This window comes from Nocardia takedensis NBRC 100417, from assembly GCF_000308695.1.
Classification (GTDB): domain Bacteria; phylum Actinomycetota; class Actinomycetes; order Mycobacteriales; family Mycobacteriaceae; genus Nocardia; species Nocardia takedensis.
Genome location: NZ_BAGG01000088.1, coordinates 61,527 through 74,302 on the forward strand (window position 1 = coordinate 61,527; position 12,776 = coordinate 74,302).

Here is a 12,776-nt window from a genome sequence, read left to right on the forward strand (position 1 = left end):
AATACTGAACGGCTATCACCGGTTCCGCACCCCGATCGGGACGGGTGTCGATCGTGCGACCCGCTCGCGGCGGCGCACTACACTCGGCACGCACCCGAACGCCAGCCGAGGAGGACATCGACGCCATGACCGGCAAAGCAGCTGGCTCGCGCAGTATCTGGCTCCGACCCGTCCCCGAGGTCCGCAACGGTCCGCCGCTGACCCGGCAGCGCATCACCGAGGCCGCGGTGGATCTGCTCGACGCCGAAGGCATGGACCGCTTGACCATGCGGCGGCTGGCCGAACGCCTCGGCGTCGGCGCGACAACTCTGTACTGGCACGTCGAGACCAAGGACGACGTGATCGACCTGGCGATCGATTCGATCTTCGGTGAGCGCCCCTCGGGGGACCACGAGCCCGCGCGGTGGCGCGCGGACATCGTCGCGCTGCTGGAGAGCTGGCGCTCCACGCTGTTGCTGCACCCGTGGTCGGCGCATCTGACGGCGAGCAGGCGGCCGCTGATCGGCCCCAATTTCCTGGCCTGGATGGAATTCCTGCAAGCGACCCTGGCCCGGGCCGGGCTGGCCGCGGACCAAGTCGCCGCCGCCACCTGGGTCCTGTTCAGCCACGTCCAGGGCTCCGCCTCGAGCCAGTCGAATCTGCGCGCCTCGAGCGGTGAACTCGCGCAGGGCTACGAGCAGGTCCGCGAGCAGGCAGGCCGCTATCCGACGTTGAGCGGGCAGCGCTACATGCAGGACAACGACTGGGACGCCAACTTCCGGCGCGGCCTGGACTACATCCTGGACGGCATCGATCTACAACTGCGCCGACAGCAGTGAGGACGAGTCCGGTTCGGCCCGGCCCGCCGTGGGCCGATCCCGGCGGCAGGTCGGCCCGAGCAGGACGTCCAGGGCGGCGATGTCGACCGCGGCCAACCGACTCCTGATCTCCTCGACCACGGCCGCGGCCCGCCGCCGGTGCCGCGCCGCCGCCTCGTGCCGCCCCAGCGCGGCCGCCAATTCACCCAACGCCTCGTCCTTGGGCCCGAAGACGAAGACCCCGGCGTCCAGACCGATCATCGCCGCCGGATGCCCGCTGAGCCGGTCGTAGACCCGCGCGGCCTCGGCCAGGTCGTTGACCGCGATCGCCGCGCGGGCCCGGAACGCCAGCATCGGCGCGTCGAGCAGGTCGTCGCGTTCCAGGCGGGTCGCGGCCAGCACGGCACGGCCTTGTTCGGGCTGACCCGCGTGGATCAGGGCCAAGGCGTAGGGGTGGGCCACGACCTCCGGCGCCTCGCGATAGGCCAGTTCGAGATCATCGATCAGCTCGGACAGATCGTCACGGGCCCAGGCGATCACCAGCGCGCCGCACAGTTCGAGGAATTCCTTGTTCACGTAGTCGGATTCGGACAGTCGCAGCTGGAAGGAGCGGTAGATCCGCTCCACCTCGCCCGCCCGGTCGCACAGCATCGCGATGGTGAACGAGAACGCGGTGAACACCGTGAAGACCGGCCACACCTGCGCGCACCGCGCGTGCTCCAGCGCGGCCGTGGCGTGCCGGACGGCCGCCGCGATCTCGAGGCGGCCGAACTCCGCGCGGAAGCGCAGGTAGCGGGCCAGCGCCTGGTAGTGGGTCAGGCCCGCGTCATCGGCGACGCGCTCGAGGTCGGCGACCAGTTTGTCCTGGGAATCGGGTGCGGCGTTGTCGAAGGTGACATACGCCAAGGCATTCAGCGCGGCGCACACCAGGGCGGCCTCGCCGATGGTGTGGGCGATGTGCACCGCCTCGACGGCGGCCGCGCGGGCTCGCGCCGCGTCCACCCAGCGCGCCTCGAACGCCGTGGTGACCAGCAGGCCGATCCGCAGGGTGGTGGTGACCGACCCCTTGGCGATCGCGTGCTCGAGTAGCGCGAGCAACCGGGGCGAGGGCGGGCACCACGGCCTGCCCGCCCAGACGACCGGCGCGCGCCAGACCAGCGCGTAGGCCAGCAGGTGCGAGTCGCCGAGGTCCTCGGCGATGCGGATCGCCCGGTCGCGCTGGACGCGCGCGTCGCGGTGTTTGCCCGCGAAGGCCAGGGCGGTGGCGAACTTGCAGCGGGTGTGGGCGAGGGTGACGCGGTCCTCGCGGTGCGCGTGCCCGGAGTCGTGGCCCGCCAACTCGTGCAACTCGACCACCGCGCCCCACCAGTGCGCGGCGTCGGCGCGCAACCCGAGGTCCTCGAAATGTCTCGCCGCGGCGGTGACCGGGGCCAGGGCCCGTTCGGCCGTCTGCTGATTGGCGCCCAGCGCGGCGTGGCGGGCGCGGAATTCGACGCCGGAACTCTCCACCGCCTTCGGCGCCGCGTCGAGGTAGTCGTAGATCCGCCAGTGCACCCTGGCCCGGCGCAGAGAGGAGATCCGCTGGTAGACAGCATCGCGGATGAGGGTGCGCGCGAAGCGGATACGCCCGCCGCGGCCGACGGAGATCAGCCCGGCGCGTTCGGCGGTGCCCACCGCGTCGAGGTGGTCGCGCTCGGTCTCGCCCGAGAGTTCGCGCAGGACTTCGGGATCGATCTCACCGCCCCAGACCGCGAAGTACTCGAGCACCCGCACCGCCTCGGTGGGTAGTCGCTCGATCTGCCGGGCCAGCACGTGGCCCACGGCCGAGGGCAGGGCGTCCAGCGACCGGTGCGCGGCCGCGGCCAGCGACAGTTCCCGGACGAACAGCGGGTTGCCGCCGGTCCGCTCGTGCAGTTCGCGCACCGCGGCCTCGCTCAGCGAGCGCAACCCGGCGCCTTGGGCGACCGCGCGCACCCCGTGCAAGGTCAGCCCGTCGAGTTCCAGGCGCGCCGCCGCCCGGCCCGCCAGTTCCGCCGAGGTGGCCCGCAGCGTGGAGGTGGCCTCCGAGGGGCGGTAGGTCACCACGATCAGCACCGGGGAATCGCCGAGCCAGCGCACCAACTGCCGCAGGATCTCGTGGGTGACCGCGTCGGCCCGGTGCAGATCCTCGAGCACGATCACCAGCGGCGACCGCTCGACGATGTCGACGCAGAGGCCCGCCACCCGCATCGCCAACGCGAACGGATCGTCGATCAGCGCGACCGGCGGTCCGCCGACCTTGTCGTGGCCCGCCAGTTCCGCGGCGATCTCGGTCCACACCCAGGCGGGCGGCGCGTGCGAGACGTCGGGGCAGTCGCCGAGCACGACGGTGGACCCGTCGCGGGACAGGTGGCGCGCGACCGAATGCACCAGCGTCGTCTTGCCTGCCCCCGCCTCCCCCGCCACCCAGGCCAGCGCGGGACCGCCCCTCCGGGTGGCCGCGGCGGCCGCCACCAACGCCGACCACTCCTCGCGGTAGTCGGTGCGCACGACGTCCTCGGCCTGTTCGGGCGGGGGCGGCGGATCGTCCTCGCCCCGCACGATCACCGGGGAATCCGGCAGCACCGCGCGCCGTGCGCCGTAGAACCAGTCGGTGGGACTGTCGAGGTCGGGGGAATGGTCGAGGATCTTGGTCTGTAGTTCGCGCAGCATCGCGCCGGGTTCGACGCCGAATTCCGCCCGCAGGTGCTCCTGCACCCGGCGGATGGTCTCCAGCGCGTCGAGTTGGCGGCCGAGTCGGTACTGCGCGAAGGCGAGCAGGCCCGCGCTGGTCTCGCGCTCCGGGCGGTCCAGGACCGCCTGGGTGAGCGCGGCGACCACCTCGATCGGCCGGTCCAGTTCCAGCGCCGACTGGGCGCGCTGTTCCAGGGCCGCCAAGCGCACCTCGACCAACCGCGCCGTCTCGGCCGAGGCCCAGGTGAATCCGACGAACGACTGGTACGGAGTGCCCGACCAGCAGTTCAGCGCCACGTCCAGGATCCGGCAGCGCTCGGCCGCGTCCGGCGCCTGCGGGGAATGGGTGAGGACCTCGTAGCTCTCCATGATCGCGTCGAAGCGCCAGGCGTCGACGTCGGAGGCGGGCAGGTTGATCGAATAGCCCGGCGCCTCGGAGAGGATGACGCTGCTCGGCGCGCGCGGCGCGCGCTCGGGTTCGAGGATCTTGCGCAGCGCCGAGATGTGCACCTGGAGTATCGAGGACGCCTTGGACGGCGGTTCCTCGCCCCACAGATCGGCGATCAGTCGGTCGACCGAGACCACCTGACCCGCCGACAGGATCAGTCTGCCGAGTACGGCCCGCCGCTGCGGCCCGCCGAGGAACACCGATTCGCCCCCCACGTTCACGCGCAACGGTCCGAGGACCTGAATGCTCGTCATCACACCCCCCAGCTCACGTTCCACCACGCCCGGCTCTCGGGCGCTGCGCCCGGACCGCCGCCGCCACAACGCGATTCACCGAAGTCGTCGCGCGGGATTCACGCGTGGGCGACCGGAACCGCGCCGGGAAGCTCCGGCGGTTCGAGTCCGAGTTCACGCAACGTCGCGCGATATCGGCGCACCGAGTCCAACTTCACCTGCTCATACCCCCGTACCATCTCGGCCGCGCCGACCGCGGCGAGGGCGGTCCGATAGGTCTTCTCGGTGAGATCACGATTCAGCATACTGACCATCCGGATGAAATGGTCTCGCAGAATTCGCTCCACGACACGCACCCGTCCGTAGCCGAAGGGGTCTAATATGGTGCCGCGCAATCGTTTCGAGGCGGCCAGTATCCGCAGCGCCCATGCCGCGCGCGGCCCGAGGCCGATCTTGTTCCGCATTCCCATGCTCCGCAGCAGCGGCGGGTGCAACCGGAAGACCGGCCGTCGCGCGTCCGGGACCTGGGCCGACAGGTGGTCGGCGAAGGCCGGGTCGGTCAGCAGGCGGGCCACTTCGTATTCGTCCTTGTAGGCCATGAACCGGAACAGGCCGCGCGCCACGGCGAGCGTGTAGTCGCCATTGTCGGTGATCGCGCGTTCGGCTTCCCACGCGCCGCGCACGATTTCCACGTATTCCTCGGCCAGCGCGCGATTCTGGTAGGCGATCAGTTCCGCGGCCCGCCGAGCCACGACCGCGCGCACCGCGTCGGGGAAATCCGCGCGCGCGACCGCGTCGAGGGCAATTGTCGGCGCGGCGGGCGGGGACGGGTGGATCTCGTTCAGGGCCGCCGGATTCGCCGCGAGCGCCCGCCCCCAGCGGAAGGCGGCGATATTGCGGTCGACCGCGACGCCGTTGAGCGTGATCGCCCGCTCGACGGCCCACGCCGGTATCCCGAGCGCGCCGAGTTGGTGGGCCGCGCCGACGAGCAGGAAATTGGCCTGGGTGGTCTCGCCGAACAGCGTCGACGACGCGGCGAGCGCGTCGAAGGATTCCACGCGCGCGCACCCGCCCGCCAAGCGGGACAGCAGGTTCGGCGCGTCCGGGTGCTCGACGGTGATGTCGTGGATCATCTCGCCGGTGGGTGTGCGCCCGGTCGAGGCGATCGCGACGGTGCGGGTCGCCGACCCGTAGGTCAAGGTGGCGGCGTCCGCGGCGGTGAGCAGGTCGAAGGCCAGCAGGCAGTCGGCGCTGCCCGGGCCGAGGCGGTGGGCGGGTTCGGGGTCGGGGCCATAGCGCAGGTGCGAGACGACGGGTCCGGCCTTCTGACTGAGCCCGGTCTGGTCCAGCGTGGACACGTGCAGTCCGGCCAGCACGGCGGCCGTGGCCAGTACCTGGTCCACGGTCACGATCCCGGTGCCGCCCACCCCGGCCATCAGGACGTTGCGGGTGGCGTCCGCGTCGGCGAGGACCGGTGGCTCGGGGACCTCGGGCGGCGTCGGCGTCGGGCGCGGGGACCGTCGGTCACCGACCTCGACGGTCACGAAGGACGGGCAGTCGCCGTCCAGGCAGCTGTAGTCGAGGTTGCACGAGGTCTGGTCGATGCGGGTCTTGCGCCCGAATTCGGTGTCCACCGGTTGCACCGACAGGCAGTTGCTCTTGACCCCGCAGTCGCCGCACCCCTCGCACACCGCCTCGTTGATGACGACCCGGGTGCGCTTGTCCGGCAACCGACCTCGTTTGCGTTGACGGCGCGCGTTCGCGGCGCAGTGCTGGTCGTAGATCAGCACCGTGACGCCGGGGATCTCGCGCAGGGCGCGCTGCGCCTCGTCCAGTCGGTCGCGCGACCACACGAGCGTACCGGGGGCCAGATCGGCGCGACGGTGCCTGCGCGGGTCCTCGGCGCACACGATGGTCCGCGCCACGCCCTCGTCGGCCAGTTTGCGGGTCAGCGCCGCGACGGTGAGCCCGCCCTCGGCCTCCTGCGCTCCCGTCATCGCCACGACTTCGTTGAACAGGATCTTGAAGGTGATGTTCACCCCCGCCGCCCGGCACGCCTGCACGGCCAACTGGCCGGAGTGGAAATAGGTGCCGTCGCCGAGATTCTGGAAGATGTGCCCGACGTCGGTGAACGGGGACTGCCCGATCCACTGCGCGCCCTCACCGCCCATCTGGGTGAGCCCGACCACGGCCATGTCGGCGCGGTCGGCCATCGCGACCATGGTGTGACAGCCGATGCCGCCGCAGGCCACCGACCCTTCGGGCACCCGGGTCGAGCGGTTGTGCGGGCAGCCGCTGCAGAAGAAGGCGGCGCGGCGGGTCGAGAGCGGCTCCAAGCTCAGCGGGGCCGGCAGCGGCCTGCGGAACTCCAAGTAGCCGTGCAGGAAACGGGCGAGCGTCCGGCGCACCCGCAGTACGGTCAACTCGCCGTCGGCGGGCACCAGCGCGCGCCCCGTCTCGTCGGACTTGCCCAGGATCAACGGGGCGTCGGCGGTCCCGTAGAGCAGGTCGCGGAGCTGGGATTCGAGGAAGGCCGCCTTCTCCTCCACGACCAGCACCATGTCCACGCCGCGGACGAATTCGCGCACCCGATCCGGGGAGAGCGGATGGACCAGACCGATCCGCAGCAGGCGGATACCCGCGCGCGTCAGGGCGTCGTCATCGATGTCCATGTCGCGCAACGCCTGTCGCACCACCGAGTAGGTCGCGCCGGTGGCCATGACGCCGATCCGGGCCCGCGGCGGGTCGACCTCGAGGACGTCCACGGCATTGGCCGCCGCGTACGCGCGCACGACGCGGCGGCGGGGGCCGAGCAGATCGGCCTCGGCTTCCAGCGTCGCGGGACCGGCGGTCATCGGCCGCTGTCGATAGGTGAAAGTTCCCGCCCCGTGCGCGATCTCGGGGACGACCGGTTCGACCTCGGCGATCGAACCGTCCACCCGCCGGCCGCCGTCGGCCACGTCGGAGACGATCTTGAGGGCCACGGGGCAACCGGACGCGCGGGAGAGGGCCAGTCCGTGGATGCCCAACCGCACGATGTCGGCGGCGTCGCGGGGTACCAGGACGGGGATGTGCAGGGCGGCCAGCGACCGTTCGCTGACCACGGGCAGACTCGACGACTTCGAGCCGGGATCGTCACCGACCAGCAGCAGCATCCCGCCGCGCGGATCGACGCCGTAGAGCGTGGCGTGGCGCAGGGCGTCGGTGGCGCGGTCCAGGCCGGGCCCCTTGCCGTACCAGACCCCGATCACGCCCTCGTGGGTGGCCGACCCCGTGCCGACCCCGATCTGGCTGCCCCACACCGCCGTGGCCGCCAACTCCTCGTTGAGCCCCGGACGGAAGACGATGTCGTTGTCGGCCAACACCTCCGGCATCCCCGCCAGCAGGGTGTCCACCCCACCCAGCGGCGAACCCTGGTAGCCGGAGACGAACGTCGCCGTGCGCCGACCGTGGCGGCGGTCGTGGGCGCGCAGTTCCACCAGCAGTCGCGCGACGGCCTGGACACCGGTGAGCAGCACGGGGCCCGAGCCGTGCCGGAAGCGGTCGGCGAGACGGTAGCCCTCGGCGGGCGCGGGGCGCAGCGCGATCTCGGTCATCGTCGTCACCCCCGGCCACGGTCGGTGTCGCGCCCCGCGGCCGAAAGCGCCTCGCCCGCATCCAGATCGGCGAGCAGGTCGGCCGTGGACTGCACGTAGGCGCAACGGCGCGCCGCGTAGTCGAGGGTCATCCGGTGGTCCTCCGCGGTGAAGTCGGCCACCGCGTCGGCGACCAGGAAGGGCTGGATGTCGCGGGTGAAGGCGTCACACGCCGTCATCAGCACGCCGACGTGGGCGTAGACGCCGCACACGACGAGTTGGTCGCGACCGAGGCGGGCCATCCGCTCGGCCAGCACCGACCGGTGGAAAGCGCTGTAGCGCCATTTCGTGTACACGTCGTCGCCGGGGGCGGGCGCGAGTTCGGGGACGATCTCGCGATCGGATTCGTCGGTGGTCATCCCGTCGCCCCAGAAATCGCGCAGCAGTCCGCGTTGGAGCCGGTCCATTCCGCCGGGCTGCGCGGTGTAGCCGACCGGAATTCCACGCTCCGCGCACGCCGCGCGCAACGCGCGGATATTCGACACCAACTGCGCGCCCGGCGCGGCGGCGGAGTCCAACGGCCGCAGGAAATAGCGTTGCATGTCGTGGACGAGCAGATAAGCGCGCTCCGGCCGCACGGTCCAGTCGGCCGCATTGTCGGGAATTCCGACCGGCATATCGTAGGAAATCCTGTCCGGAATATCGCCGAACCTCATTCGTCTTCCCTTTCTCTGTGCTGGCTGTTCGGTCTGCGGAAATGCGCGACGGTCACACCGCCGGGCGGATCGGCCCCTTCGCGGCGCACGCGGAGCCCATGACCAGGGCGTGCGCGGCGCCGGCGAGGGTGACGTGGCGGTGCCAACCGCCGTAGGAGCGGCCGGAATAGTCGCGAAGGCCGACCTTCTCGGCCACCTCGGCGGCGTCGCGCGCCACCCGTCCCGCCGCGTGGGCGCAGCGCGCGACCTCGCCGATCCGGTGCGCGGGCAGGTCGGTCAGCCACAGTGTCCCGCCCGTCCCGGAACCGTCGGCGGGCAACTGCACCAGCAGCAGGTCGGCGGGCCGCTCCGGCGCCGAGGACGGGCGCGGGGTCAACCCCGCGCCGACCATCACCACCCGGCCCGGCCGCGCGGCGCGCGCCAGATCCCGGCCGCGCCACGACATCCCGTGCAGGCTGCCGCGGGCGGCCTTGGCGATCTCGCCCGCCGCCACCGGCGCGGCGCCGCGGTGACCGGTCAGCGTCGGGTCGGCCACGAACAGTCCCTGGTCGGGCGCTATCCGGGCCAATAGCGGCGTGCCGATCGCGCGCAGTCGACCGACGACGGCGGCGACGTCGAGTTCGCGTGCGTCGAAGACGACCGGACGGCGCGGCAACCGCCAGTCCTCGGTCGTCTCGGCGCACAGTTCGACCACCTGGTCCTCGAGCGGACGCGGGCGGACCTCGGGCGGAATCGCCGCGGCGGCGCGGCGGTCGGCGTCGGCCAGCCAGGCCGCGGGCAGGTGGATCCGCCAGTTCAGCGGATAGGCGGCCCCGGCGGCCACCGACCAGACCCCCACCGCGCGTTGCACGTTGAGCACCCGGCCCTCGTCGCGGACGAAGCAGCGCTCCACGCCGACCGAGCGCCGCCCGGATTTCGGGATGGTCATCGTGTGCACCACGCAGACCTCCATCCCGTGGGTGTCGACGACGTGGCGGGCCAGGGTCCGCCGGATCGGCCGCCAATCCCAGTCCGAGGCGCTGATGAAGTGGTGCAGACCCTGGTCGGTCGCGTCGCCGCCCACCGTGCGGGCGATGTTGCGCACCGATTTCCGGCCGTCGGTCTGCAACAGTCCTCGCAGATACTGCGCGGCGCGGGTCCGTTGATCCCGGCGCGGCAACGAGGAGAAGAGCAGATCACAGAGGTCGGTGAATTCTCCGGCCGACATAGAACCCCCACACATATCGGGTCACTCCGCAGTACCGGGCCGATCAGTCGAGCAGGCCTTGGATTGCTACTGCAGCACGATCATTCGATATTCTTCCCCATGCAACTTCATACCTACTTGTCGCCGACTTAATACTGCCCGGCTATCACTTGTCACGGCAGGTATCCGGGGATGCGCAAGATTACGGGTCGATACCCCGAGGCGATGCGCAGATTTCCGGCGCGCGCGGTGCGCGCAGAATACGGCAATTCCATCCGTACACCGCGGAATTGCGATGACATGAACGGGCCATCATTTCCGCGCACACGACGGCGCCGCGGACCGAGGATCGTCGGTCCGCGGCGCCGCGCGCGGATCAGTGCCGTTGTGCGGCGGGCCGATCCGTGGCCGCCGCGGCCTCGTGGGCCACGGCGGAGTCGAACACCTCGGACACCAGCGAGCGCAGCAACCGCACGCCGTCGCGGGTGAGAATGGACTCCGGGTGGAACTGCACCGAGGCGAAACCCGCCCCGCGCAGCGCGTGGACCTCGCCGCTGTCGGGGTCGCGGAAGACCTCGACGGCCCCGAATTCGGATTCGCGGACGTCGGTGTCGCAGACCACGGTGTAGGTGTTGTAGAACCCGACCTGTTCGGTGCGCCCGAACACCGAGACCTTCTGCTGCACACCTTGATTGGGTGTGTCCAGCCGACGCAGCCCGAATCCGAGGCGCAGGCCGAGCAATTGGTGGCTCAGGCAGATCGCGAGGAAGGGGCGGCGCGCGGCCAACAGTTCGTCCAGGGCCAGCGACATCCGGGCGATCTTGGGCAGGTCGGCGCGGCGCGGATCACCCGGCCCCGGGCCCATGACCACCAGGTCGTGGTCGGTGAGCGTGTACTGCTCGTCGAAGCGGCGCACCGTCACCTCGACGTCGAGAGCGGCCAACTGGTGGGCGAGCATCGAGGTGAAAGTGTCCTCGCCGTCGATCACCAGCAGGCGCGGCCGTGGCGGCCCCGCCCCCGCGCCGAGCGCCGCGCGCTCCCGCGGCGGTGGCGTGAGCCAGAACTCCGCGATGGCCTCGTTGCGGCCCGCCAGCGCGGCCCGCACCCGCGGGTCCGAGCCCACGCGGGCGGCCCGCCCGCCGCCGAGCACCGCCAGCAGGCCCGCGGCCTTGGCGTGGGTCTCGCGGGCCTCGGCGGCCGGGTCCGAATCGCGCACGATCGTCGCGCCGACGCCGATGCGCACCCGACCGCGGGCATCGATGTCGGCGGTGCGGATGAGGATCGCCGAATCCAGCGTCGCCGCGCCGCGACCGTCACGCCCGAGCAGGGCCACCACACCGCTGTAGTAGCCGCGTCCCCCCGGCTCGTAGCGGGCCACCACCGAACAGGCGTTCTCCAAGGGACTTCCAGTGACCGTGGGGGCGAACATGGTCTCGCGCAGGATCTCCCGCACGTCGGCGTCCGTCCGGCCTTCGATGAAGTACTCGGTGTGGGCGAGGTCGGCCATCTCCTTCAGGTACGGACCCGTGACCCGGATGCCCGAGGAACAGATCCGCGACATCATCTTCAGTTCCTCGTCCACCACCATGTAGAGCTCACCCGCCTCCTTGGCGTCGGCGAGGAAGGCGAGGACCTCGGCGACGCGCGGCCCGGACCCGCCGTAGCGGAGGGTGCCGCTGATCGGGTTCATCACCGCCGTCCCGTCGGCCACACTGATGTGCCGTTCCGGCGTCGCGCCGAGGAAGGTCCGTTCCGGCGTGTGGATCAGGAAGGTCCAGTAACTGCCGGTCTCGCGGGTCAGCAACCGGCGGAACGCCGCGAGGGCGGTGTCGCGGTCGTAGTCGGGCAGGGTGGTCAGATAGGTGCGTTTGAGGACGAAGTTCGCGCCCGCCCCCGCCCCGATCTCGTCGCGGATGATTCGGCCGACGATCTCCGCGTAATCCTCGTCGTCGAGGTCGAAACGGCCGTCCGTCGCGACGGCGGGCCGGTCGGGCAGCCCGCGCAGCAGGTCCGGCAGCGCGACCGTGTGCGCGTCGGTGACGGTCATCGCCAGCAGCGGACTGCGGTCGTCCACGCAGTCGAAGCCGCGCTCGGCCACCTGGCGGTGCGGGATCACCACGAGGGTGTCGTGCGCCGGCCGTCCGGACCCGTCGCCGGTGACGACGGGGATCTCGGCGAGCGAATCCAGTTCGCGCACTGGACCGCTCAGGACGTCCACGACCCCCTCCGCGCCCGCCCCGGGCCGGTGGAGCAGGGCGAACGACGGCGTCCGCCCGCTCAGGATCGCCGCAGGCGGATCGGTCCGCGCGGCCGAATTCGGTGCGCCCATCGGCCCTCACGCTCCCAGCGAAGCGCCGCCGTCGACCACCATGCTGTGCATCGTGATGTGACCGGCGCTGTCGGACAACAGGAACGCGACGGCCTCGGCGACGTCCTCGGGACGGGCGATCTTGCGCAACGGGATGCCGACCCGGTAGGCGTCGAGGCTGCCGTCCACCGTCGCGCTCGCCCCTGTCTCGTCGTGCCACATCGACCACAGCATCGGGGTGTCGGTGGACCCGGGTTCGACGATGTTGCACCGGATTCCGGACGCGGCGACCTCGAGGCCGAGGCACCGGGTGAAGGCGACCGCGGCGGCCTTGGACGCGGCGTAGGCGGCCATCCGCATCCGCGGCACGCTGGCCGCGTTGGACGCGACCGTGACGATCGCGCCCGCGCGGCGGGCCACCATCCGGTCGGCCAGCAGTCGCGAGACGCGGAACACGCCGTGGGTGTTGACCGCGAAGGTAGTGGTCCAGTCCTCGTCGGTGAGTTCGCGGACCGGCCCCATCCGCAGGATGCCCGCGGCGTTGACCAGGTAGTCGACCGGGCCGAGCACGTTCTCGGCCCGGTCCACCGCGGCGGCCACCGACGCGGCCTCGCTGACATCGGCGGGCACCGCGAGCACCGACCATCCCTTCCCGCACAACTCCTCTTCGAGTTCGCGCAGTCGGGCGTGTTCCAGATCCACCGCCGCGACATGAGCGCCCGCCTCGGCGAGTTTGCTCACGACCGAGGCGCCGATGCCGCCCGCCGCCCCGGTGACGAAGGCGACCTTTCCATCCATACG

The 12,776-nt window shown here is 71.4% G+C and carries 7 protein-coding genes; 1 reads left to right on the forward strand and 6 read right to left on the reverse strand.

The window, feature by feature from the left end:
- The first annotated feature begins 125 nt into the window (after nt 1–125).
- On the forward strand, nt 126–818 hold the full coding sequence (locus tag ON30_RS17820) for a TetR/AcrR family transcriptional regulator (RefSeq protein WP_040708571.1): 693 nt from the start codon (nt 126–128) through the stop codon (nt 816–818).
- Here the strand turns inward: ON30_RS17820 and ON30_RS17825 are convergent.
- The 6 genes from ON30_RS17825 to ON30_RS17850 all read right to left on the reverse strand — a co-directional run bounded on the left by ON30_RS17825 (nt 795) and on the right by ON30_RS17850 (nt 12,773).
- Nucleotides 795–4,211, reverse strand: a complete 3,417-nt coding sequence (locus tag ON30_RS17825) for an ATP-binding protein (RefSeq protein ID WP_157183765.1) — start codon at nt 4,209–4,211, stop codon at nt 795–797. The two genes, ON30_RS17820 and ON30_RS17825, sit on opposite strands and share 24 nt — an antisense overlap.
- A gap of 98 nt (nt 4,212–4,309) precedes the next feature.
- Nucleotides 4,310–7,786 (reverse strand): indolepyruvate ferredoxin oxidoreductase family protein, encoded by a 3,477-nt coding sequence (locus ON30_RS17830; protein WP_040708635.1) that lies wholly within the window; start codon nt 7,784–7,786, stop codon nt 4,310–4,312.
- A 5-nt stretch (nt 7,787–7,791) separates the two neighbouring features.
- On the reverse strand, nt 7,792–8,481 hold the full coding sequence (locus ON30_RS17835; protein WP_051029478.1) for an isochorismatase family protein: 690 nt from the start codon (nt 8,479–8,481) through the stop codon (nt 7,792–7,794).
- Nucleotides 8,482–8,533: 52 nt separating this feature from the next.
- Nucleotides 8,534–9,688, reverse strand: a complete 1,155-nt coding sequence (locus tag ON30_RS17840; RefSeq protein ID WP_051029479.1) for an IS701 family transposase — start codon at nt 9,686–9,688, stop codon at nt 8,534–8,536.
- Nucleotides 9,689–10,043: 355 nt separating this feature from the next.
- Complete coding sequence (locus ON30_RS17845) at nt 10,044–11,996, reverse strand: anthranilate synthase family protein (RefSeq protein ID WP_063719900.1); 1,953 nt, start codon at nt 11,994–11,996, stop codon at nt 10,044–10,046.
- 6 nt (nt 11,997–12,002) lie between these two features.
- Complete coding sequence (locus ON30_RS17850; protein WP_040708573.1) at nt 12,003–12,773, reverse strand: 2,3-dihydro-2,3-dihydroxybenzoate dehydrogenase; 771 nt, start codon at nt 12,771–12,773, stop codon at nt 12,003–12,005.
- Nucleotides 12,774–12,776 lie beyond the last annotated feature (3 nt).

Excerpts from the sequence above, each read along its gene's own strand:
- ON30_RS17820 (WP_040708571.1), top strand. The coding sequence starts at position 126 with ATGACCGGCAAAGCAGCTGGCTCGCGCAGTATCTGGCTCCGACCCGTC.
- ON30_RS17825 (WP_157183765.1), bottom strand. The coding sequence starts at position 4,211 with ATGACGAGCATTCAGGTCCTCGGACCGTTGCGCGTGAACGTGGGGGGC.
- ON30_RS17830 (WP_040708635.1), bottom strand. The coding sequence starts at position 7,786 with ATGACCGAGATCGCGCTGCGCCCCGCGCCCGCCGAGGGCTACCGTCTC.
- ON30_RS17835 (WP_051029478.1), bottom strand. The coding sequence starts at position 8,481 with ATGAGGTTCGGCGATATTCCGGACAGGATTTCCTACGATATGCCGGTC.
- ON30_RS17840 (WP_051029479.1), bottom strand. The coding sequence starts at position 9,688 with ATGTCGGCCGGAGAATTCACCGACCTCTGTGATCTGCTCTTCTCCTCG.
- ON30_RS17845 (WP_063719900.1), bottom strand. The coding sequence starts at position 11,996 with ATGGGCGCACCGAATTCGGCCGCGCGGACCGATCCGCCTGCGGCGATC.
- ON30_RS17850 (WP_040708573.1), bottom strand. The coding sequence starts at position 12,773 with ATGGATGGAAAGGTCGCCTTCGTCACCGGGGCGGCGGGCGGCATCGGC.